Origin of the sequence: Azonexus sp. IMCC34839 (assembly GCF_047047955.1) — a bacterium.
GTDB lineage: Bacteria > Pseudomonadota > Gammaproteobacteria > Burkholderiales > Rhodocyclaceae > Azonexus.
The window spans coordinates 1,015,969-1,038,332 of sequence record NZ_CP150631.1 but is presented as its reverse complement, the minus strand read 5'-3'; the positions used below and the strand labels follow the sequence as shown (position 1 = coordinate 1,038,332).

Genomic DNA, 22,364 nt, shown 5'->3' with positions numbered 1-22,364 from the left:
ACGAGAAACATTGTTGTTAAAATATAAAAATTAACAATATCACTCTATTATGAAAATGAGGTTGGAGCAACATGAGCGACGAGAATGCTTGCACTGGGGCGCGAGCAAAGGCTTATTCCTCGATCTGAGGCGAGGTTCTTTATTTCGAGCGATAAGTATCAGCCGAGATGGCGTATCGGCTGAGCTTGTCGTAGACAGTTTTCTTCGGTGTTTGCAGCAGCTCAGCGGCCTGGGCGACGTTGCCGTTGGATTGGCGCAAGGCGGCCTCGACGATGGCTTTTTCCGCCGCTTCGACCTGGGCGGCTAGCGACAGGCCGGTAAGACCGTTGTGAACGGTATTGAGCAGATTATCGGGCAGGCCGAGCGCCCAGCGGTCTGCCACATTTTTCAATTCGCGCACATTCCCCGGCCAGTCGTGGGCTTGCCACCGGGCGAGGTCGGCTGGTGACCATTCGGCGAGCGGACGCTGGTAGCGCTGGGCCGCGTCGTTCAGGAAGGCTGCCATCAGCAGCGGGATGTCCTCGCGGCGCTGGCGTAGTGGCGGCAGGTCGATGCTGACCACGTTCAGGCGGTAATAAAGGTCGGCACGGAAGCCGCCGGCATCGGCCTCGGCCTTTAGATCGGCCTTGCTCGCCGCGACCAGGCGGCAATCGACCGGAATGGCGGTGTTGCTACCGAGGCGCTCGATGCTGCGCTCCTGCAGCACGCGCAGTAGCTTGACCTGCAGGTTGAGCGGCATCGACTCGATTTCATCGAGGAAGAGCGTACCGCCGCTGGCGTGCTCGATGCGGCCGATACGGCGCTTGCCGGCCCCGGTGAAGGCACCGGCCTCGTGGCCGAACAGCTCGCTTTCGAACACGCTTTCCGGCAGGGCGCCGCAGTTGATGGCGACGAAGGGACCGCGGCGGCCGCTGGCCTCATGGATGGCGCGGGCGACGACTTCCTTGCCGCTGCCGGTTTCGCCGTTGAGCAGGATGTCCACGCCGGTCGGCGCCAGCGTCGAGACGAGTTGGCGGATGTGCTGCATGGCTGGAGACTGGCCGATGATCTGCGTCGTGCCGCTGCCCAGGCGTTCCTTGAGCTGGCGGTTTTCCAGGCGCAGGGCGCGCTTTTCCAGGCCGCTGCGTACGGCCGCGATCAGGCGCTCGGAGGCGAAGGGCTTCTCGATGAAGTCGTGGGCGCCCTCGCGCATGGCTTCGACGGCCATTGCCACGTCGCCATGGCCGGTGATCAGCAGCACCGGCAACTCGCGGTCGAACTGGCGCAGTTCGCGCAGGACGGCCATGCCGTCACGGCCGGGCAGGCGAACGTCGGTGACCACCATGGCCGGCGGCGTCAGGGCGAGTGCGGCGAGCATCGACTCGGCATCGGCGAAACCGCGTACGGCGATGTCGGCCAAGGTCAGCGCCTGCTCGCAGCCCTTGCGTACTGCGGTATCGTCCTCGACGAGAAAGACGATGGCTTCAGCCATTGAGCACGGCCTTGGCGTAGCTCGGGCGGTCGAGGTCGGTGGTTTCGACGCTCAGTTGCAGCTCCATCCCGGTTTTTGCCGTTTTTTGCCCGTGCACCGCAGCAGTCAGCGCGGCGAGCACGCCGTCGGCCAGGCGCTTGCGGTCTTCCGGGCTGCGCCCGGACAGCAGGGCGATGCGCACATGGATGAAGGAGCGCGGCAGGTCGGCGGTGCCGATGCGGAAATGGTCGAAGCCGATGGCGCGGCTCTTGATGTCGGGCTCGCCGAACAGGCCGCTGTCGGCCATGGCCTGGTTGATGGCGACGAGCGTGGCATCGGCGTCGAAGTCGGTCAGGTTGCGCGAATATTCAAGCGTCAGGTGCGGCATGGTTTTCTCCAGCGGCGGGCAGGGTCAGCACGAAAACGGCGCCGCCGTCGGGCGCATTATGCGCGCTCAGCGTGCCGCCGTAGCTTTCGGCGATGGTCAGCGAAATGGCCAGGCCAAGGCCAAGGCCCTCGCCGGCCGGCTTGGTCGTGTAGAAGGGTTCGAACAGATGGGCGCGCACCTCGTCCGTCACGCCGGGGCCGTGGTCACGCACGCGGATGGCGACCTGTTCGCCCTCGCGCTTGGCCGAGACTTCAAGCTGCGGCGCCGTCTGGCCGGCCATGGCATCCAGGCCGTTGCGCAGCAGGTTGACCAGAATCTGCTCCAGCCGGCCGGCTTCGGCGATGGCGAGCAAGGTTTCGGCCGGCAACTCGATGGCGATGTGCGCCGCCAGCTCGCGCCGGCGGGGCTCGACGATCATCTGGGCATGTTCGATGGCGCTGGCGACGGTGACCGCTTGCGGCGTCGCCGCTTCCTTGCGGGCGAAGCTCTTCAACTGGCGCACGATGCGGCCGGTGCGGTCGACCAGTTCGCTGATGGTCTGCAGGTTCTCGCCGACCTCGTCGTAGCGGCCACGGGCCAGCAGGGCGCGGGCATTGTCGGCGAAGGTCTGCAAGGCAGCGAGCGGCTGGTTCAACTCATGGCTGATGCCGGCCGACATCTGGCCGAGCGTCGCCAGCTTGCCGGCCTGCACGGCGGCATCGCGCGTCTCGCGCAGGATGGCCTTGGTCCGTTCGAGCGCGGCGATCTGTTCGGTCAGGTCGGCGGTGCGTTCGGCGATGCGGCTTTCGAGTTCGTCGTAGACGCGGCGCAACTCCTCGCGTCGGCGCTGGCGGTGGCGGAAGTGGGCAGCGAGGCCGAGCAGGAAGGCGGCGGCGAAGGTGACGGCAGTGGCTGCTGCGGTGGCAGCCGAGCGGGCTTCGCCGGGGTTACCGAGCTGCACGACCTGCCAGCCGGAGTTGCCGACCGGGCGGACGTGAATCAGCCACTCGCGTTCGGGCTGGCCGGTCAACGCCAGGCGTACCGGCTCGCTGGCGTCCAGCGGCAGCGGGCGATCGGCCAATGGCGTGATCGGTGGCTCGCCGTATTGCTTGGTCTCGGCCAGTGAATCGCGGACGGCGGAGGGCAGGGGGGAAAGCGCGCGGTAACGGAGTTGTCGGCTAGACGAAAGGAAAATCACGCCGTCCTGGTCGGCCAGCAATAGCGTTTCGCCGGCGCCAGCCATGGCTTGCTCCATCGCTTCCAGACCAACCTTGACGACGACCACGCCAAGCGTGCGGCCGCCTTCGCGCACCGGGCCGGCCAGGAAATAACCGGGTTCGCCGGTTGTCACACCGACGCCGTAGAAACGGCCGAGACCCTTGGCCAGCGCGTCGCGGAAATAGGGGCGGAAGGCGTAGTTATGGCCGACGAAGCTGCGCGGCAGGCGCCAGTTGCTGGCGGCCAGGGTGTTGCCGTCGATGTCGATCAGGAAGGCGTTGGCCAGCGCCGCGCCTTGCTGCACCGTTTCGAGATAGGCGTTGGCGGCGGCGATGCGCTGCGGATTCTTCGGGTCGCGCAGCAGGGCGGCCAGCGTCGGGTCGAGGGCGAGCAGGCCGGGCAGGGATTCGTGGCGCGACAGCGTGGCTTCGAGCGACAGCGCGAAGGCATCGAGGCGCTGCGCGGAAAGCTGGCGTTCGCTGTCGATGTAGCCGGCCAGGAAGATGCGGTAGCACAGGCTGCCGAGCAGCAGGCAAAAGCACGCCGCCGCGCCCAGCAAAAGCCAGGCACGGCGGGAGTGGGGGAGCGGCAGGTCGGAGGAATTCACTGCCGCCATCGTAAGGGTTTTTGCCGTTTTCAGTCAGTCCACCGCAGCCAGCTTCATTTCGGCGGCGGCATGGCGCTGCTGTTCCTCCATGACCAGGCGGCCCAGTTCGCGCTTCAGGTCATTGAAGGCAGCGGACGACGGATCGCGCGGACGCGGCATGTCGACCGCCTGGTCGCGCTTGACCGTACCCGGGCGGTAGGTCATGACCACGATGCGGTCGGCCAGGTAGATCGACTCCTCGATCGAGTGGGTGACGAAGAGGATGGTCTTGCCCAGCTTTTCCCAGATGCGCAGCAGTTCGTCCTGCAGGTTGCGCCGGGTCAGCGCGTCGAGCGCGCCGAAAGGTTCGTCCATCAGCATGATCGGCGAGTCGAGCGCCAGCACGCGGGCGATGGCAACGCGCTGGCGCATGCCGCCGGACAGGTCCTTCGGGAAGCGGTCGCGGAAATCCTTCAGGTGCAGCAGGTCGAGCAACTGGTTCACGGTCAGGTCGATCTCGGCCTTTTCCTTTTTCTGGATTTCCAGGCCGAAGGCGATGTTCTGGGCGACCGTCATCCATGGGAAGAGGGCATATTCCTGGAAGACCATGCCACGGTCCGGCCCCGGCGACAGGATCTTCTTGCCTTCGATGACGATCTCGCCGGCCGATGGTGGCTGGAAGCCGGCCACGGCGTTGAGCAGGGTCGACTTGCCGCAGCCGGAGGGGCCGAGCAGGCAGACGAATTCGCCCTGCTTGATGGTCAGGTTGATGTCTTTCAGCGCCACGACGTCGCCGCCCGGCGTCTTGAAGACTTTCTGCACGTTGGAAATCAGGATGTCGCTCATGCTTAGTGCTCCAGGCCGCGATGCCAGCGCAGCAGGTGGTTGTTCAGACGGCTGACGGCGGTGTCGATGGCCAGCCCCAAGAGACCGATGGTGATCATGCCGGCGATGATCTTGTCGGACCACATGAATTCGCGCGCTTCCAGGATGCGGAAGCCGAGGCCGTCATTGACCGCGATCATCTCGGAGACGATCACGACGATGAAGGCGGTGCCGATGCCGATGCGCACGCCGGCCAGGATGTAGGGCGTGGCGGCTGGCAGGATGACGCGGGTGAACATGGTCCATTGCCCGACGCCGAGGTTGCGCGCAGCGCGGATGTAGATGCCGTCCACCTGGCGGACGCCGGCGATGGTGTTCATCAGCACCGGAAAGAAGGCGCCGATGGCGATCAGGAAGAAGGACGGCGGATTGCCCAGGCCGAACCACAGGATGGCCAGCGGGATGTAGGCGATGGGCGGGATCGGGCGCAGGATCTGGACCAGCGGGTTGAACAGGTCGTAGATGCGGTTGTTGGCGCCCATCAGCAGGCCGAGCGGCAGGGCCAGGCCGGCACCGATCAGGAAGCCGGCAATGACGCGGTAGAGGCTGGAATAGGCGTCATGCAGCAGTTCGCCGGAGAGCAGCCAGGCCAAATAGCTCTGGCCATCGGCCTGCGGTTGCGCCGGCAGCAGGTAGGCCCACCATTTGGCGGCGACGGCTGACGGTGCCGGCATGACGACTTCGGAAAAGAGGCCGGCCCGCGAGCAGGCCTCCCAGACGATCAGCACCAGCACCGGCACTAGGGCGCCGTGAGCGAAGTTCTTCAGTTTCTGCAGCATCGCTTACTTCACCTTCAGGTCGGCCTTGGCCTTCTGCAGCAGGTCGAGCTTGACCCATTCGGCGGCCTTGGGCGGCTTGGCCATGCGGCCGACGCCGTACTTGTTCATGAAATCGGTGGTGATGTCGACGTGCTCGAGCGAAACGTCGTAGGTGTAGTCGGCGTTGTCCATCGCATCCTGGAAGTCCTGCGCCGTGATCTGGCCCTTGAACATCTGCTCGCGCACGTATTTTTCGGCCAGTGCCATGTCCTTGTTGAACAGCGCGGTGGTTTCGACGAAGCACTTCATGACGCGCTGGGCGACGTCTTTCTTCTCGTTGTACATCTTCTCGGTCATGACCAGCAGGCGCACCGGTTCGCCCATCTTGGTGTTGTACGGTTTCATGATCTCGACGCCGAACTTCTTGTTGATGGCCTGCGAGGATTGCGGCTCGGACTGGCACATGGCATCGATCTGCTTGGTGGCCAGCGCCTGGTTGAGGTCGGCGAAGGCGAGGAAGACGACCTGCACGTCCTTGCCCGGCTTGTCGGACCACGTCAGGCCGGCCTTTTCCAGCTCGGCGTAAAGCAGCAGTTCATGGGCGCCGCCGCGGGTGACGCCGACTTTCTTGCCCTTCAGGCCCTGGATATCCTTGATACCGGTTTCGGCCCCGGCAACCAGGCGGGCCCCGCCCTTGGCAAAGCCGGCCACAGTGACGATCGGCACACCGTTGGCGCGGCCGGAGATGGCCCCATCGGAGGCCAGCGCGGCGATATCGATTTCGCCGGCGACGATGGCCGGCATGATGTCAGGCCCCTTTGGGAACATGCGTTCCTCGACCTTCAAGTTGTACTTGCCGCAGTATTCCTTCATGTAGGAGACGGCGCCGTAGTGGGCGAACTTCAGATTGCCGAGACGGACGACGTCGGGCGTCTGGGCCTGAACGGCAAGGCTGCCGGTGGCAAAGACGGCAATCAGCGCGAGGCGGATGGACTTGTGCATGGATATCTCCTCCAGAGTTTTTAGATAACCGCAGGGCGGCATGGCGCAAAGCGTTTGCAGGAGATGTGCCAGTTTGATTCGTACGCTAAGTCATTGAATTCACGTTTTGTATGAGCCTATTGCCAGGATGTGTGTGCGGAAATCCGGAAATTGCTGGTCGTTGATTCCGAAATTTCGCACGCCACTGTCGGCAGCCTGTCAGCATTGGCTCCGTATAATTGCGACTCCTTTTTTCCTGACCGTTCATGCCATGTCGCGTTCGTCCGTGCTCCTGCTCCTGCCCTTCGTGTTTCTGGCCGCCTGCGGCGAAGTCGAGGACACCCGCCCCGGTCAGCCGGTGAAGACCCGCCAAGAGGCCTTCAAGAGTATCCTGCGCAGCTTCGAGCCGATGGGGACGATGCTCAAGGACAATCGCTACGACGCCGACAAGTTCGCTGCCATGGCCGCCGAGCTGGTGGCCAAGCGTGATGAGCCGTGGGGGCATTTCGGGGCCGATACCAACTACCCGCCGAGCAAATCCAAGCCCGAGGTGTGGAGCAAGGCAGCCGAATTCGACAAGCAGAAGCAGGGTTTCCTTGCCGCCACGGACGAATTGCTGGCCGCCGCCAACAAGAAGGACAAGAACGCCGTCGGCGAGCCGTACAAGAAGGTCTACGACACCTGTCAGACCTGCCACCGAAACTTCCGCGAACGCTGATTCGGCGCGGCTTTTGCCCTAAAGGGCATTTGCCGGAAAGTGCCAAATAAATCACGGAATTCGGCGGGGACGACGCCTAGACTGGGAACCGTCTGGCCTCGTGCCAGGTAGTGTTTGGAGTCAGAAAATGACCTACTTCACCCGATCGCAACTGAGCGCCCTCGAATCCACGGCCACCGCTGCCGCGAGTTATCTTGATGCGTGCGATGGCGGTGCTCAATACGTCCAACTCGATCCGCGTCACTATCGCGAATGCGGCAAGCTGCTGGACAATATCTTTTCCCTGGTCGATCCGCGCAAGGCATTTCCGATGCTGCTGGAGCAATCGGCAGCTGCCCGCGAGGCGGTGGAAACCATCCGGCTGAATCGCCAACTTCGGCTCAGCCGCCTGGTTTATTACCCGGAACTGACGGCGCTGATTAACCGCGTGACCGTTTAAGCAAGCTCAGGGTTTGAGCAAGGCCGTTTCGGCGGCGTCGAGATCGGCTTTCTTGATCAGGCCCATCTTGAGCTGGACGATTTGGCCGTTACGGTCGATGAACAGCGTGTAGGGCAGGCCGCCCTTCTTGTTGCCGAGGGCCTGCATCAGCGGGATACCTTGCTCCTTGGCGACAAAGACCGGGTAATCCATGTCGTAGGCCTTGGCAAATTCCTTGGCCGGTTCGGCCTTATCCTCGATGCCGATGCCGAGCACCTCGACCTTGCCCTTGTGTGCATTTCGGAACTTGATCAGCTCCGGAATCTCGGCCCGGCACGGGCCGCACCAGCGCGCCCAGAAATTGACCACCAGCGGCTTGCCCTTGTAGCGCTCCAAGGCTACCGGCTTGTCGTCCAGGTTGCTCAGGGTAGCGGCGAAGAGCGGCGCACTGCTCGGCAACTCCTGTGCTGCGGTGCACGTGGCAAAAAGGGCAAAAACCAGGCTGGAAACTAATTTAACCAAGGGCATGATCAGGGCAAATCACCGCGGCGGAACAGAACATAGCCGATGGTAGCACTGACGACGCCGAGTGCCGCCGGATAGACCAGAGCGAACACCTTGTAGCCGGTGGCGCCGAACAGGTCGAGGATGACGTAGGCCGAGGGACCGAGCACGATCAGTTGCGGGTCGAACAGAGCCAGTGCAGCGGTGCGGAAGACCTGCAGCGGATTGGCCAGGGCCAGCGTGACGGCGAGTTCCGGCGCGATCTTGCCCTGGATCATGACACCCAACAGGATCAGGTCGAGGAAGAGCAGCAGGGTCAGCCAGACCATGAAAGCGGCGCCTTGCGCCATGTCGGTGCTGCGCGCGATGGCCGAGATCAGCATGCCGATGCCGAGGAAGCACATGGCCATGACGGCGAGCAGGGCGGTGTAGTAGCCGAACATACCCCAGGGCACTTCGATATCGACGATGGTCGCCCACACGACGGCGCCCAGCATGGCCAGGAAGACCGGCGCGAAGACGACGATGTAGCGGCCGACGATCTTGCCCCAGAACCAGGCGCCGAGACCGACCGGCAGCGACAACAGGTATTCGAAGACGCCCGCCTCGCGGTCGCCGGCCACCGAGCGCACGGTCGTGATCAACACGAAGATGGGTAGGATGGCCATGGTCAGCTGGATGTACGTGACCAGCAGGCGGGAAAGGCCGATAAAGCCGAGCACGCGCGATTCGGTCAGGCCGAAAACGAAGAGCAGGGCGACGATGCCGCCAAAGACCAGCGTATAGATCTGGAACCAGCGGGCACGCAGCGATTCGACGATGTCCAGTTTGGCAGTGAGCCAGAGTTGCTTCATTTATTTACCCTTGGCCAGCACGTGCTGGCGCATGTCGGTGAAATCCAGGGCGCCGGCCAGCGGCGCGGCGACGGCGGCGAAGTTGTAGCCCATGGGCGAAGTGCGGGTGACGAAATAGGCGCGCTTCGGGTCGAGCCAGTGCATTTCCTCGCGGCTCTTGCTGTCGAAGTCGGCAATCCACACCTTGGTCGCCGGGTCGGCCATCCACGGGTATTTCTCGGCCTTCTCCTTGAGCCAGAAGGCCATGCAGCCGGGGTCGTCGAATTTGAAGGCGACGTTGTCCGGCCCGCCACGCACCTCGCAGGCGAAGCGGCGGTCGGAGATGACCATGCTGCAACGGTTGCAGGTGTCGCGGTCCCACTTGATCTCGGCCATGCCGTCCGGCCAGTTGCCGGTCTTGCAACCGGACAGGGCGGCGGCGAGCGGCGTCAGCAGCAGGCCGCCGAGACCGGTACGGACGAGAAAGTCGCGGCGATGGCTATCGCACATGGTCAACGCTCGCTCAACGAAAGGTCGGCGACCAGTGCCGTGTAGCGCGACACGATGCCGAGGAAGCGCAGGCGGTCTGGCCCGGCGATCTCGCCTTGCCACTGCAATTGCGCTTCATCGGTGGCGGCGATGTTCCAGCCATCGAGCGCCTTGGCGAAGGCCGGTTCGAAACGTTTCAGCTGGATGCGGCAGGCCAGCACGTCGGTCAGCGTGACGTCGTCGGCCACCTTGTCGTCGAGCACGACCTTGCCCATGTCCATCTCGATGACGCGATTGACCAGGGACGACACCTCGTCGAGGCGGTGGCTGGAGATGATCATCGTGGCGTCGTCGAGGCGTTCGGCCAGCAGGTCGAAGAAAATCTTGCGCGCTTCGGGATCGAGGTTGGCCGCCGGCTCGTCCATCACCAGCACCTTGGCGTCGCGGCCGAGGGCGATGGCGATCAGCAGCTTCTGCTTCATGCCACCGGAGAGGCGCACGAACTGGCGGGTCAGGATGGCGTCAATATCGAGGCCGAGGCGTTTGGCGATGGCGTGGATACGCTGCGGGTCGGTGCCGCATAGCGAGGCCGAGAAATCGATCAGCTGGCCGACCGGCATCTTCAGCGGTGGCGGCAATTGCGGCACGAAGCCGATCTGGCCGAGCACCGCCGTGCGGTTGGCGCGCGGGTCGAGGCCGCCGATGGCGACCGTGCCGTCATGCGTATATTCGCCGAGCAGGCAGCGGATCAATGTGGTCTTGCCGGCCCCGTTGGAGCCGATCAGCGCGACCCGTTCGCCCAAGCCGATGTCGAGGCTGATGCCGTCGAGGACGCAGGCTTTGCGAAAGGTCTTGGCGACGTTCTTGAACTGGATCATGCGCCGGATTATAGGGTGCCGCCTGCGGTGCACATTGAATTTTGATCAAAAAACGAAAGGCTGGGATGCCTGTCGCACAGGCATATACGGCTTTCAACCAAAGCTTCCGTCAGCACAAGTTAAGGCCTTCGGTCAAAATTGCGCTTCGATGTGCCCTTTTTGCCTCGTGTCACGACAAGGTCGTACGGCTTCCCACCTGAGCCCGGCCGTTACGCTTGGCGCTGTAAAGGTTTCGGTCGGCTTGGTCCAATAGTGCCGAAGGTGAGGAGAGTTCTTTGTCGATCGCCGCTACGCCGACACTGATCGAGCAGAGTTTGTCGCCGGCCTTGATCCCGAGTTGGCGCACCATTTCGCAGAGGCGTTCGGCACACCGCGTTGCAGCCTCATGATTGGTGTTGGGGCAGATGACCCAGAACTCGTCGCCACCGACGCGGCAAACCACATCCTCGGTCCGGATGCCGGAACGCAGCGTGTTGGCGATCGACTTGAGAACTTCATCGCCGTGTTCGTGCCCGTAAAGGTCGTTGATCTGCTTGAACCAATCGACGTCGACGACCAGGCAGGCCAGTGGCCTAGTGTGGCGACTCGCCAAGGCCCATTCCTGCTGCAGGCGTTCGAGGGCATAGCGACGATTTGGGCAGCCGGTCAGGACATCGGTGATGGACAATTCATGGAGGCGCTTGTTGCTGACCGACAGTTCCGTCGCGATGTCGCGCATTTCCTGGAAATGCCGTTCCGTTTCCTTCTGCAGTCGAATGACACGTGTCGCTGCCTGCAGGCGGGCGAGTAGCACGCGCGGCTTGATCGGTTTGGAGATGTAGTCGTCGGCGCCGGCGTCGAAGGCTTCGATCAGGCCTTCCTCGTCCGTGATCGCTGTCAGGACCAGCGTGTAGAGGTTGTCCCCCCAGGGCTCCTGACGAAGTACGCGGATCAATTGCAAACCGTCGAATTCCGGCATGATCCAGTCAGTTACCAAGATGTCGGGCGGCGTGGCTTTGGCCATTTCCAGGGCCTCGCTGCCACTGCTGGCGACGGACAGACGATAACCCGCTTCAGCAAGCACCTGCGTCAGGTACTGACGTACCGAAACCTCATCGTCCACCAGCAGGATGCGCAACGCCTGCGACTTGTTGTCGGCGACTGCTGTGGTCAGGACCGTGTTGTCATGGGCGGCTTCCTGAACCCAACTGAAATCCATTTGGGAGAGCCAGGGCAGGCTGAGAACTTGCGTCCAGCTCTTGAAGGTTGCCGCGATTTCCTGGCCGAGTTCCAGCAATTTCTCGGACTCCAGGGAGAGGCGGGCGCCAATGCGGTGAAGTTCGGAGAGTTTTTCGGGCGTTCGTAGTTGGGTTTGCAGGATCAGGTCAGCGATGGTCTGCGCCAATGCCAGAGCGCAGCCCAGCCGGTAGCTTCGGCTGTCGATGGGCAGGCGTTCCAGCGATTTGTTTTGATGCTTGGCCACCGGCTGAGCATAAACGTCGGGCAGGCCCCAGTGTCGAAAGAGCTCTGCCCCGATCTCCCAGTGGTCGAGACCCAGTGCCTGGATTTCACGCTCCTCGACGCTCAACGGAGAAGACTGGTCCTCAAGCAGTCTTCCATAAGCTTCCGGAAATACGGAAGCCAGGGCGAGGGAGCCGATATTGGCGAGCAGACCGACGCAGAAAGCTTCTTCTGGCGGCGCCGAACGGGTTTCCCGAACGATGATCTGGAAGGCGTTGCCAAGCAGAACGGCGCGTATCCAGTATTGTTCGAAATCGAAATGCCGGCACTGACCGGTCTTGTTGCCGTCGAAAAGCGAGAAGCCGAGCGCCAGATTCCGGATGGCCGGAAGGCCTAGCACCAGGATGGCGTCCTTGATGGCCACCACCGGGCGTGTGATCTGGTTGCCGCGGCCGGCGTTCGCGACCTGAATCAATCTGGCGACGAAGGCCGGGTCGGTGCGGATGCATTTTTCCAACGAGGCCAGCGAGCTATTTTCGTCCTGCGTAAGACGAATGATTTTGAGCGCAGCAGCAGATGGCGACGGTAGATTCTGTGCCGCAAAGAGACGGTGAAGAAGTTGCGAAGACTCAGACACTATGCAAAATGATTCAAATATCAATTTCGCTAAATGTTAGTCTAAGTCAGCGCTTGGTGGTATATCAATCCTTCAAAAATAACAGAATAATTCCATTGTGTTGTTTTTGAGTTTTTGCTTAAAGCAATTTTGACAAGCCCTTGACCTCGAAGCGCAGCGCGCTGGTCGGGCAGGCGTCGACGCATAGGCCGCAGCGCGTGCAGTCCGGGCCGAGGCCCATGGTTTCGTCGCTGGCACGCCCTTTGATCGTGACGTCAAGGACGTGCGGTACCAGGCAAACCTTGCGGCAGTCGCCCTCGTGGAAGCAATGTTCGACGTGGTAACTGATCTGCAAGGGCGAGATGGCACCGACCGCACCGTAGGTCAGGCCGATGGGGCAGATATAGCGACACCAGGCACGGCGCGACCAGAAGACCTCGAACAGGAGCAACAGGGCCACCCATCCTAACGCCAAGCCCGGGCCGTAGATCAGGGCACGCGACAGGATGCCGGTCGGCGACAAGGTCTCGAACACCGTATAGCCAGTGACGATGGACATCAGGCCAAACAGTACCCAGAACACGGTGCGCGTGCCACGGTGGAATTCGTGGTCGGTGACGATCTTCTTGTCGACCAGTTTCAGGTGCAGTTTCTCGGTCAGTTCCGAGACCAGGTGGTAAGGACAGACCCAGGAACAGAAGGTGCGCCCGCCGAGCAGGACCCAGAGCAGGAAAACAGTGAAGGTACCGATGAACAGGTTAACGATGATGTGCTTGTGCGCCAGCATCACCTGCAGGGCTGAGTTCAGGTCGATCAGGTGGAAACCGGCGAAGCGGGAGGCCGTCAGCGATCCCTCGAGCAACTGGATGTCGAGCCAGAAGCTGAAAACGAACAGTAGGTTGACGGCGAGCAGCACTGCCCAACGGCGGTTGCGCCATTTATGGCTGGGATTGTGGTGAGCCCGGGCATGCAGTTTTTCCTTGATGTAGCGATCCTTGTCCTCGTATTTGAGAAGCATGATCTGCTGCACCTTGGGCGAAACTTTTTCCGGCTTCTTGGGGCTAGCTCCCAGCATGCCCATGAACAGATCGGCGAAGCGGCTCATGCTTCACCTCCTTTCCAGACGGCTTGCGCCTCGATGACGATGGCAGCCGGTTCGGCCGGGCAGATCATTTCGCAGACGCCGCAACCGACGCAGGGTTCGAGCACGACCGGGGTCATCCGTTCGACGCCGTCGCTCCCCCTGACCGGGCGTAGTTCGATGGCGTTCTTGACCGGGCATTCGCGCACGCAGAGGTCGCACAACGCTTCGTCGTAAGGGTGGTCGCGTACCGGAATCGGCTTCCAGCGATCGACCTCCATATAGCGCATTTGCCCTTTGAAGGACGCGCCGCGCGCTTGTCCCTTGAAACCCTTGCCTTGTACGGCCAGGCAGGAGTCGGGGCGGACCAGCTTGGCGACGCCGATGCGCTCCTTCAGATTCAGCGTCGGTTCGGCATCCTTTTCCTTGGCCTTCAGGATCGGGGCGGCAGCGAGCTTGGCGCCTTCGCGCACATTCATGAATTCGGGTTTGTTGTAGGTCAGTGCGCCGGTCGGGCAGGCGAGGATGCACTGCACGGCATCGCAGGAGAAGTCGCAAGCCTGTTGCCGGGCATTGATGAAGGGTACGCCGATGCCGAAACCGTCGTCGAGGTCGCCCAGCTTGATTGCCTGTACCGGGCAGACTTGCACGCATTGGCCGCATTTGATGCAGGAAGAGAGGAAGTCGCTCTCGTTCAAGGCGCCGGGCGGACGCAGGCGGGTATGCAGGGCGCTGACCACCGGCACATAACCGAGCAGGGAAATGCCGATCACCCCGGTGGCAAGGCCGATCGATTGGAGGAACTTGCGCCGTGCCTTCTGCGCTTTTTCGATGGACATGGCCGGTTTGGCGGCCGAGCGGGTTTTTTGGTCGGCGTCGCCCATGATCAGGCCTCGCGATGGGGTTTGACGAAGCGCGGTTTCGCGTCGCGCAGGATCAGGTCCGGCGAAGAGAACGGCGCGAGACGCTCCAGGAAGTCGAGCAGTTCCATGACCGGCGAACTGCGGAAGAAGCGGGCAACCGGCATTTCCATCCAGATCTGGTCGGCGTAGGCCAGCAATTCGTGCGGGTTGTCGCCAAAGCCATCGCTATTGCGGTCGAAGCCCTGATAGTCGTCCCAGAAATTGCCTTCCCAGAAATTATTGCGCGGCGAACCGCTACGTCCGCCGTAGCTGACCTGGGTGAGGTTGCCCTCGAAGACATTGTCGGTCAGGTTGTTACCGCCGGTTTCGCTGTTGAACAGGATGCCGATCCCGTTGTAGGCAAAGCGGTTGCCCTTGAACTCGATGGTCGTATCCGGCTGGAACGGCGACAGATCGGAACCGACGCCGATGGCGCAATAGACGATTTCGTTGTTCTCGACCACGGTGCCGGAAGATTCCTTGAAGCCGATACCCATGCCGGCCGCGCCGGTGGCGTGCGAAATCACGTTGTTACGGGCGGCGCCGCCTTCCGTGTACATGAAGTAAATGCCGACTGCGTTGTCGTAGAAACGATTGCCCTCGACCACATTGTCGTTGGCGAACATGAAGTGGATCGAGTAGCGGCTACGCTTGCCGAGGTTGTTGCGATAGACGTTACGGTGTGAGTACCAGGCGACCATGTCGCGCGAATCGATGATTTCGTTGCTTTCGACCAGATTGTCGTTCGAATACCACAGGCGCAGGCCATCGCCGCGCACACCGAGTTCGCGGTCCTTGGAGCTGATCCGGTTGCCGATGATCTTGCTGCGGTTGGTCTGCTTCAGATCGATGCCGAACAGGCAATTGTCGATGCGCAGGTCTTCGACCACGTTGTCGTTGCCGCGCACGTCGAGGCAGGAGTCGTCGGTGTCGTGCGAGTCGCCCGAGCCCGTCAGGTGCAGGCCGCGCAGCGTCGAATTGCTGGCATTCAGGATCATCACGGTGCCCTTGTCGCCGGCGTCGATGGTGACCTTGCCACCGCCATCGATGGTCAGCGGCTTGTCGATGACGACCGGGCCGGCATAGGCGCCGGGTGGCGGCTTGAGGACAGAGCCGGGCGCGGCGCGGTCGACCAGTTCCTGGAAGGGCTTGAGCCCGTGCACCCGCTTATCGCGTTCGTGCAGCATGAAAATCGGCTTCGGGCGGTCGACATCGGCGCGAGCGCCCATACCGGCCGGAACCTCCGACTGCGTTTCGCCGTTGCCGGGAATGATCACGGCGAGGAGGGCGGTGGCCAGGCCGAGCCTGGCCAGGCGGTGCAGCGTGCTCATGGCTTTACTCGGCCGTCGGGTCTTCGCGCAGTTGCTTACGACGGATCAGCAGCGCCAGCATCAGGCAGGCGAAGATGATCAGCAGCAGGCCATAACCCCAATAGGGATAGGAGTAGGTCGAGAACTGCGCCACCTTGCCTTCGCCGAAGACGGTCGGCATGAAGGGCTTGACGGTGAAAGCGCCCCACGGATGCAGGTTGTGTCCGAAGAACCACAGCCAGGCTGAATAGGTGATGACGAAGAAAACCGGGAGGAGGCCAGGCACTAAAGCCAGCAGCAACTGGAAGGGGCGAATTTTGGCCGTGCCGGCAATGACCACCAGCATGACGCCGATCAGGCCGAAGATGACCAACTGCGAAATGCTGCGCACGTTGTCACCCCAGACCTTGATCTTGTCCGGTTCCTTGAAGAAGGCACCGGCTTCCTGCATGTAGGCCTGGACATGGCTTTCCAGGTGGCCCATGACGAATTGGTCGACCAGCATCCAGCCAGCCACGGCAGCGAAGCCGGCACTCAGCACCGCCAGGCGGGCTTTTTTCTTCGGCATGGCGAAAGCCAGCATCATGATCGCGAAGAAACCGAAGAAGAACTTGGCCAGGGGTTTCTCTACCGGCGCACCGGTAGCGATCGGGAACATGCCGACGTAGTGGTTGATGGTGTTCATTTCATGAACGCAATCCAGTCCCTCGGCGCCCTTGTCGATATCCTTCTTGGCGTCGGTGATCGGGTTGTAGCGCTCATCCTCGTGGCCGAGATCCTTCTGGATGATCTCGTTGGCCATGCGGCTTCCCTTGCCGGCTGCCTTGCATCCGTTATAGACGCCATCGAAGTGAAAATGGATGCGGATGCCATCGGGGAAGGCATCCTTGGGGTAATTCGGGGCGGTCAGCGAAACCCACCAGATCGGGGAAAAATAGGCGGCAACCAGCGCGATGAGCGCAATCAGGGTCAAACCGCCGATGATCTTGTTTTGTTTGTTCATGACGCTGCTCTCTTGGATATTGCGCCCGGTCGGGTGCCGGGTGAGGTGCTGCCCGCCCGGGGCGGGCAGCGATACTGCAATGACACTATCTTACTTCTTCTTGCCAGCCTTCGGCTTGCACATGGAGCCCGGCATAACCAGGCTGGACTGATAAGCGGAAATCGCCACCAGCTGGTCGTTGGTATAGGGCTTGATGACCTTGACCATGTCCGGGTTGGCGTTGCGGCGGTGGCCGTCGCGAATCTCGGTCATCTGGCGCAGCAGGTACTTGTAGTGCTGGCCGGCGATCACCGGGTAGAACTTGTCCTTCTGGCCTTCGCCGTTCTTGCCATGGCATTCCAGACACTGCTTCTCGTACAGTTCCTTGCCTTGGGCGATTTTCAGGGCGGCATCGGCGCCTTCGTACTTGCCGTGCTCAACCGGAATGCACAGGCTTTCGATATAGGCAGCGGCATCAGCCAGTTCCTGAGGGTCGGTCAGGGTGGCGGCAAACGGATACATGGTCGGGTTGTCGCGGGTGCCGGCGCGGATGTCGGCCATCTGCTTGATTAGCACGGTGGTGTGCTGGCCGGCCAGCTGCGGGAAGGTGCCATCCGGGCGACCGGCACCGGAAGGCAGGTGGCAGGCGCCGCAAACCTCGTAGGCTTCCTCGCCACGCTTCTTGTCACCCTTGAGCTTCAGCGCTTCGGATTTTTCGCCACCTTCGGCGTTCCACTTGTAGCTTTTGGACTCAATTCCATCGGCATGGGGGGCTGGTGGGCCTGCGAAGGCGATGCCGGCGCTAAGCAGGCCGACCAGTAGAAGAGATGCTTTCATGTTCGGTATCCTTTTATGGCGGGTTGGATGGAACGCTGTCGGCATTGTCTTATTCGCCATATCAGCATTCCTTGATGTGGGTCATAAGCCCGGCAGGCCGGGCTTTTGCCCGTTTATTTGAGCTTGGACAGGTAGTCGGCGAGGGCCTTGATTTCCTCATCGCTGACCAGGTGCATGACGCCCTTCATTGCCGCGGTTTGGCCGTTGTTGCGCGCACCGCTCTTGATGTCCTTCATCTGCTGTTCCGAGTAGGCGGCGTTTTGACCGGCGATCTTCGGATAATTGGGCATCAGCGGCTTGTCGCCCTTCGGGCCGTGGCAGGCGTTGCAGGTCTTGTCCTTGTACAGCGCGGCACCGTCAGCAGCGATGGCGGGTGCAGCGACGAAGGCTGCGGCGATGAGTGTCATTACAAATTTCATGGTTTTTCCCTCCTGAAATGAAACGAGGGGCAGAATCGCTCTGCCCCCCGATGATTGCCTTAAGTCAGATCAAGATTGCTTACTTGACCTTCTTGGCACCGTTTTGCTCAAGGTAGGTCTTGGCGCGCAGACCGAGGTCGGCTGCCTTGACCTGGTATTGCCAGACCTGCTCGGCCCACAGGTTGGCCTGTTCCCAGTCCTTCTTGGCTGCTGCGGCTTCATGCTTGGCCTTGGCATCCTTGATCTTGTTGAGCTGGTCGGTTGCATCGTCGACCATGTTCACAACATCCGGGAAGTCCTTGAAGTTGACGCTGGTGATGTAACCGACGACGGAGTCGATGACAGCCTGGGTGTCGGCAACCTTCTTCAGCGTGGTCTTGTAGTCAGCTTCGGTGTAACCGGCCTTGGCCATTTCGGTCTTGGTCGGCTTCCAGCCCTTCGGCTTGACCAGCAAGTAGCCCATCATTTCAAGGTGCAGGGCGGAGCAGAATTCCGTGCAGTAGTACGGATAGACGCCTTCCTTGTCAGCCTTGAACTTGACGGTCACGGTCTTACCCGGCTCGACGGACGCATGGACGTTGTAGGTCGACACGGTGAAGCCGTGGGTTTCATCCTGGGCACGTTCGAGGTTGGTCAGGTGGATGGTGATTTCGTCGCCCACTTCCGCCTCGATGGTTTCCGGCGTGATGTGCGAACGGATCAGCGTACCCTTGACCTCGATCTTGTTGCCCTTCTTGGTGGTGACTTCTTCACCGGCACGGACGGCGCCCGGATGCGGCTTGTCAGTGCGGGAGTCGGTACCGACCTTGTAGCGAACGCCCGGCTTCAGCTTGGTGGCGTCGATGGCGACAGCGTAGTGCGGCTCGCCCAGCGGCAGCGGCATGTCGTACAACAGTTGCATCTTGTCGTTCGAGATGTCGATCAGCTGGTGGTTCTGCGGGTGCAGCGGGCCGACCGGCACGAAGCGGTCAATGGCGAGCTTGTTCAGCGCAACCAGATAACGACCCTTCGGATCGGCAGAGTCGCCTTCCATGGTCATCAGGTGGCCGATGTTGTAGTGGACGGAAATCTTGTCCACCACCTTGCCTTCACAGTAGTTCCACTTGGCGACCTGGGAATCGACGTACAGCGAGGTGTAGGCGATACAGGGCTTGGAATCGTACTGGGTGTGCAAGGGGCCGAGACCCAGCTGAACCTGCTTGTCCAGGGCATCCTTCAGGCCGATGACGGGCACGCCATACGGATCCTTGGACTCGAACTTGCCACCCTTGATGGCTGCCTGGATCTTCTCGAAGGAGTAGACCGAGGTATGGGTGTCGAGCTTGCCGGAGACGATGATGTGCTTGCCGTCCGGGCTGACGTCGACGCCGTGCGGCGACTTCGGTTCCGGAATCAGGAAGAGCACGCCTTCCTTGGTGGTGACTTCGAGCGGCAGGACCTTGTGGCCGTTGATGACCTTGGCCTTGCCGGCCTTGACCAGTTCTTCGGCCTTCTTCCAGTTGATCACGTGCAGATAGTCGGTGTCCTTGGCGGAGCAACCGGCTTCATACGGCGGACGGCCCTTTTCGATACCGCCGACGTAGCGTTCGGAACAGAAGGAGTTGGTGAAGGACCAGCCGTCAGACGGTCCCTTGCCGGCGTCGGAGAGATCCTGCCAGTACGGGGGGGCCTCGACCGAGAAGGATTCCTTCGGATTGATGCGGCCTTCCTTGCGATCGAATTTCCAGTAGGTGATGCCGCCACGGTACTTCTCGTTCATTTCCTCAAGCGGAACGAACTTCTTGTTTTCCAGCGGGGCCGGATACTGGGCAGCTTCGATGACGTACTCGGTGTTCGGCGTGACGAAGGCGCCGCCGTGTTCCGACTTGAAGATCGGGTTGACCACGATCTGCTTGGTTTCGAAGTCGCGCAGGTCGATCACGGCGAGGCGCGGGTTGGCCTTGTCGTTGATGAACAGATACTGACCGTCGTACTTGCCCTGGGTTTCCGAAATGGCCGGGTGGTGGGTATCGCCCCAGGTGATGGTCTTGCCGTCGATAGCGCCTTGGGCCAGCACGGCCTTGGAGTTTTCGTCGTAGCCGTAGCCCTGCCAGGGTTCCGGGGTAAAGACAGCGAGGTACTTCAGGATGCGCATGGACGGAATGCCATACACGATGATCTGGCCGGATTGGCCGCCAGAGCTGAAGACGACGAATTCGTCGCGCTTGCCGGTCGGGACGTAGGTCTTGGCCGCGGCCAGCAGGTCTTGCTGGCTCAGGTTGCGACGCTTCATCACGTCCTGCAGCGATTCAGCCGACATTGCGGTACCTGCCAGCCCTGCGGCCAACAGCAGTGCGCCAGTCTTCACTGCGAAATGTTTCATTGCGTTTCTCCCTAGAAAAACAAGAAGTTCAACTTCCTACCCTCCATCGTCACAGCGGATAGCACACCCCCTGCGGCAATTTGTCGCACACTGTATTCCCCATGGGTTGTGAAAAAATTGATGTTTGCTAATTTCATGGACGCTTTCTGCGGGAAAATGCTGCGACCGCAACGAAAGTGGCCGGATTGGGCTTGTGAATAAGAAAATACTGATAGATTTGATCGGCCTGGAGCTGATTGCCCTGATTGTCGTTGTCGGCTTCAAGCTGTCTCCGCTCTTGTTGCCCAAGGCCGATGTCACCGTTCAGCCAGACCCGGCGTGCAACCTGCAGGTGCAGGCCTGCAAGGTGGCTTTGCCGACAGGGGGCGAGATCGAGCTGAACATGGGAACGCGGCCGATTCCACTGGTCAAGCCGTTTGGCATCCAGGTCAAGGCGACCGGTCTGACGCCGGCGCGCGTCGAGGTCGATTTCGCCGGGATCGATATGAACATGGGGCTGAATCGCCCCGAACTGAAAGCGCAGGGCGAGGGCAGTTTTGTTGGCGAAACGACGCTGCCGGTCTGCATCACCGGCCAGATGGATTGGCAGGCGACGGTGCTGGTCGAGACCGGCAAGGAACGCATTGCCATTCCCTTCCGCTTTGCCACGGGGAACCACGAATGAAAAGCGAACGTCTGTTGTTGATCGTTGCCGTGCTGCTCGCCATCGTGGTGGCCGGCGTGGCCGTCTTCTGGCAACCGGAAATGCCCGAGCGCCCATTGCCCAAGGCAGCGGGGCCGTCCGGCGGCGACTTCACCCTGCAAGCGGCCGATGGTCCGGTCTCGTTGCACGACTATCGGGGCAAGCTGGTGCTGGTCTATTTCGGCTACACCTACTGCCCGGACATCTGCCCGACCTCGCTGGCGGCGACGACCGATGGTTTGAACCGCCTGACGCCGGAGGAGCAGGGCAAGGTGGCGATGATCTTCATTTCGGTCGATCCCAAGCGCGATACGCCAGCTCGATTGAAGGACTACGCCAAGTTCTTCCATCCGGCGCTGGTTGGTGTCACCGGCACCCCGTCCGAAGTCGCCGAAGTGGCCAAGCGCTACGGTGCCTTCTACGCCGAGCAAAAGGTGGCGACAGCCGGTGACGGTTATGTCGTCGACCATTCGGCCGATACCTATGTTGTCGATCCCGCCGGCAAGCTGGTCGGCAAGATCGCTCATGCGACGCCACCGGATCAGGTGGTGGTCGCCATTCGCAAGTACCTGACTCAACCATGAAGGAGAAAAATCCGATGAAACATCTGTCCCTGCTTGCTGCCGGTCTGCTCGTTTCCCTGGGTGCCCTGGCCGGCGCCGCCGACAACGTGACCGTGCAGGAGCCGTATGTCCGCCTGGCGCCGCCGAATGCACCGGCTACCGGCGCCTTCATGGTGATCAAGAACAACGGCGACAAGGATGTGAAGGTGGTCAAGGCCAGCAATCCGGCTTCCAAGGTCACCGAACTGCACAACCACATCAACGAGGGCGGCGTCATGAAGATGCGTCCGGTGCAGGCCATCGACGTCAAGGCCAAGGGCGAAGCCGTGCTCAAGCCGGGCAGCCTGCACGTCATGCTGATCGATCTGAAGGGGCCGATGAAGGAGGGCGACAGCGTGCCCATTACCCTGACCTTCGACGACGGCAGCAGCAAGCAGGTTGATGCCAAGGTCGTGCGTCCGACGGCGAACCCGATGCCGGCGCCGATGGAACACAAGCACTAATTTTTGTGCTTTTTCCGGTGTGCACCGCAGCAATGCGCTGCACACCTGGCCAGTCAGAGGGGCGGCGATTCATCCGTCGCTCCGTGCAGGCTGGACGCTGTCACGCTCGCCGGGGATAATGACCGTGCAGTTAGTACGGGTGATGACATGCCGCTTGTCCAATTGATCTATGTGAGTTCGGCAAAGCAGGAATTGACCGAAGCCGAACTCGACGCCATTCTCGAGTCCTCGGTTCGTGGCAATACGCCGCTGCAGGTTACCGGCTTGCTGCTCTATTCCCACGGCAGCTTCATGCAGGTGCTCGAAGGCGAGTCCGCCGCGGTGGATGAGGTGTATCGCCGCATCTGCGACGATCCGCGTCACCATCACCTCATCGAGATCTTGCGCGAGGAAATCGGCGAGCGTGAGTTCGGCCGCTGGGCCATGGGCTTCCGCCGCCTGCGCCGCGAGGATGCGGGCCGACACGAGGCATTTCTACCGCTTTACATCAAGGGGTTCGACGCCGAGGCCCTGCAGGCCAAGCCTGGGAATGCCCTCGAATTGCTGCACCATTTCGCCCTACGCTGAACGGCGCTGCCATGG

24 protein-coding genes are annotated in these 22,364 nt (G+C 61.5%); 6 read left to right on the top strand and 18 right to left on the bottom strand.

Going from position 1 to position 22,364, the window contains the following annotated elements:
* Nucleotides 1–139: 139 nt before the first annotated feature.
* From WIF35_RS05200 to WIF35_RS05175, 6 genes are read right to left on the bottom strand one after another with little or no spacing between them, the layout of a single operon-like run.
* Nucleotides 140–1,471 carry a sigma-54-dependent transcriptional regulator gene (locus WIF35_RS05200; RefSeq protein WP_412480506.1) on the bottom strand — a complete coding sequence of 444 codons (1,332 nt, stop codon included), beginning with the start codon at nucleotides 1,469–1,471 and terminating at the stop codon, nucleotides 140–142.
* Nucleotides 1,464–1,838 carry a 5-carboxymethyl-2-hydroxymuconate Delta-isomerase gene (locus WIF35_RS05195; RefSeq protein WP_412480505.1) on the bottom strand — a complete coding sequence of 125 codons (375 nt, stop codon included), beginning with the start codon at nucleotides 1,836–1,838 and terminating at the stop codon, nucleotides 1,464–1,466. Before WIF35_RS05195 ends, WIF35_RS05200 begins: the two co-directional genes overlap by 8 nt.
* Entirely contained in the window at nucleotides 1,819–3,642 is a 1,824-nt protein-coding gene (locus WIF35_RS05190) for a sensor histidine kinase (protein ID WP_412480504.1), read from the bottom strand. Before WIF35_RS05190 ends, WIF35_RS05195 begins: the two co-directional genes overlap by 20 nt.
* A gap of 33 nt (nucleotides 3,643–3,675) precedes the next feature.
* Nucleotides 3,676–4,467 (bottom strand): ABC transporter ATP-binding protein, encoded by a 792-nt coding sequence (locus WIF35_RS05185; protein WP_412480503.1) that lies wholly within the window; start codon nucleotides 4,465–4,467, stop codon nucleotides 3,676–3,678.
* 2 nt (nucleotides 4,468–4,469) lie between these two features.
* Nucleotides 4,470–5,285: an ABC transporter permease gene (locus WIF35_RS05180; RefSeq protein ID WP_412480502.1), complete on the bottom strand. Its 816-nt coding sequence runs from the start codon at nucleotides 5,283–5,285 to the stop codon at nucleotides 4,470–4,472.
* Between the two features lie 3 nt (nucleotides 5,286–5,288).
* Complete coding sequence (locus WIF35_RS05175; protein WP_412480501.1) at nucleotides 5,289–6,266, bottom strand: ABC transporter substrate-binding protein; 978 nt, start codon at nucleotides 6,264–6,266, stop codon at nucleotides 5,289–5,291.
* Between the two features lie 250 nt (nucleotides 6,267–6,516).
* Between WIF35_RS05175 and WIF35_RS05170 the strand changes: the two genes are divergently transcribed.
* Together WIF35_RS05170 and WIF35_RS05165 are read left to right on the top strand one after the other, a co-directional pair.
* Nucleotides 6,517–6,963, top strand: coding sequence for a c-type cytochrome (locus WIF35_RS05170; RefSeq protein WP_412480500.1), 447 nt, complete (start codon nucleotides 6,517–6,519; stop codon nucleotides 6,961–6,963).
* 127 nt (nucleotides 6,964–7,090) lie between these two features.
* The gene (locus tag WIF35_RS05165) at nucleotides 7,091–7,402 is read left to right on the top strand and encodes a hypothetical protein (protein WP_412480499.1); all 312 of its coding nucleotides are present in this window, start codon (nucleotides 7,091–7,093) and stop codon (nucleotides 7,400–7,402) included.
* Nucleotides 7,403–7,408: 6 nt separating this feature from the next.
* Here WIF35_RS05165 and WIF35_RS05160 read toward each other — a convergent pair whose 3' ends face one another.
* The 12 genes from WIF35_RS05160 to nosZ all read right to left on the bottom strand — a co-directional run bounded on the left by WIF35_RS05160 (nucleotide 7,409) and on the right by nosZ (nucleotide 20,034).
* On the bottom strand, nucleotides 7,409–7,909 hold the full coding sequence (locus WIF35_RS05160; protein ID WP_412480498.1) for a TlpA family protein disulfide reductase: 501 nt from the start codon (nucleotides 7,907–7,909) through the stop codon (nucleotides 7,409–7,411).
* Nucleotides 7,910–7,911: 2 nt separating this feature from the next.
* Entirely contained in the window at nucleotides 7,912–8,739 is an 828-nt protein-coding gene (locus WIF35_RS05155) for an ABC transporter permease (RefSeq protein ID WP_412480497.1), read from the bottom strand.
* Entirely contained in the window at nucleotides 8,740–9,228 is a 489-nt protein-coding gene (locus tag WIF35_RS05150; protein WP_412480496.1) for a hypothetical protein, read from the bottom strand.
* 2 nt (nucleotides 9,229–9,230) lie between these two features.
* Nucleotides 9,231–10,085: an ABC transporter ATP-binding protein gene (locus tag WIF35_RS05145; protein ID WP_412480495.1), complete on the bottom strand. Its 855-nt coding sequence runs from the start codon at nucleotides 10,083–10,085 to the stop codon at nucleotides 9,231–9,233.
* 169 nt (nucleotides 10,086–10,254) lie between these two features.
* Nucleotides 10,255–12,162, bottom strand: coding sequence for a diguanylate cyclase (locus WIF35_RS05140; protein WP_412480494.1), 1,908 nt, complete (start codon nucleotides 12,160–12,162; stop codon nucleotides 10,255–10,257).
* A 118-nt stretch (nucleotides 12,163–12,280) separates the two neighbouring features.
* On the bottom strand, nucleotides 12,281–13,246 hold the full coding sequence (locus WIF35_RS05135) for a NapH/MauN family ferredoxin-type protein (protein WP_412480493.1): 966 nt from the start codon (nucleotides 13,244–13,246) through the stop codon (nucleotides 12,281–12,283).
* On the bottom strand, nucleotides 13,243–14,106 hold the full coding sequence (locus tag WIF35_RS05130; protein WP_412480492.1) for a 4Fe-4S dicluster domain-containing protein: 864 nt from the start codon (nucleotides 14,104–14,106) through the stop codon (nucleotides 13,243–13,245). The genes WIF35_RS05135 and WIF35_RS05130 overlap by 4 nt, the downstream gene beginning before the upstream one ends.
* A 2-nt stretch (nucleotides 14,107–14,108) precedes the next feature.
* A complete protein-coding gene (nosD, locus tag WIF35_RS05125) occupies nucleotides 14,109–15,455 on the bottom strand; it encodes a nitrous oxide reductase family maturation protein NosD (protein WP_412480491.1) in 1,347 nt (448 codons plus the stop codon).
* Nucleotides 15,456–15,459: 4 nt separating this feature from the next.
* Complete coding sequence (locus tag WIF35_RS05120; RefSeq protein ID WP_412480490.1) at nucleotides 15,460–16,437, bottom strand: hypothetical protein; 978 nt, start codon at nucleotides 16,435–16,437, stop codon at nucleotides 15,460–15,462.
* Between the two features lie 90 nt (nucleotides 16,438–16,527).
* Nucleotides 16,528–17,253: a c-type cytochrome gene (locus tag WIF35_RS05115; protein ID WP_412480489.1), complete on the bottom strand. Its 726-nt coding sequence runs from the start codon at nucleotides 17,251–17,253 to the stop codon at nucleotides 16,528–16,530.
* 113 nt (nucleotides 17,254–17,366) lie between these two features.
* The gene (locus WIF35_RS05110) at nucleotides 17,367–17,660 is read right to left on the bottom strand and encodes a c-type cytochrome (protein WP_412480488.1); all 294 of its coding nucleotides are present in this window, start codon (nucleotides 17,658–17,660) and stop codon (nucleotides 17,367–17,369) included.
* Between the two features lie 91 nt (nucleotides 17,661–17,751).
* On the bottom strand, nucleotides 17,752–20,034 hold the full coding sequence (nosZ, locus tag WIF35_RS05105; RefSeq protein WP_412480487.1) for a Sec-dependent nitrous-oxide reductase: 2,283 nt from the start codon (nucleotides 20,032–20,034) through the stop codon (nucleotides 17,752–17,754).
* 193 nt (nucleotides 20,035–20,227) lie between these two features.
* On the opposite strand from nosZ, the gene WIF35_RS05100 reads away from it, so the two are divergent.
* From WIF35_RS05100 to WIF35_RS05085, 4 genes are all read left to right on the top strand, one after another.
* Nucleotides 20,228–20,698, top strand: a complete 471-nt coding sequence (locus WIF35_RS05100; RefSeq protein WP_412480486.1) for a hypothetical protein — start codon at nucleotides 20,228–20,230, stop codon at nucleotides 20,696–20,698.
* Entirely contained in the window at nucleotides 20,695–21,300 is a 606-nt protein-coding gene (locus tag WIF35_RS05095; protein WP_412480485.1) for an SCO family protein, read from the top strand. Before WIF35_RS05100 ends, WIF35_RS05095 begins: the two co-directional genes overlap by 4 nt.
* Before the next feature lie 14 nt (nucleotides 21,301–21,314).
* The gene (locus WIF35_RS05090; RefSeq protein ID WP_412480484.1) at nucleotides 21,315–21,782 is read left to right on the top strand and encodes a copper chaperone PCu(A)C; all 468 of its coding nucleotides are present in this window, start codon (nucleotides 21,315–21,317) and stop codon (nucleotides 21,780–21,782) included.
* A 147-nt stretch (nucleotides 21,783–21,929) separates the two neighbouring features.
* Nucleotides 21,930–22,349: a BLUF domain-containing protein gene (locus WIF35_RS05085; RefSeq protein WP_412480483.1), complete on the top strand. Its 420-nt coding sequence runs from the start codon at nucleotides 21,930–21,932 to the stop codon at nucleotides 22,347–22,349.
* Nucleotides 22,350–22,364: the final 15 nt, after the last annotated feature.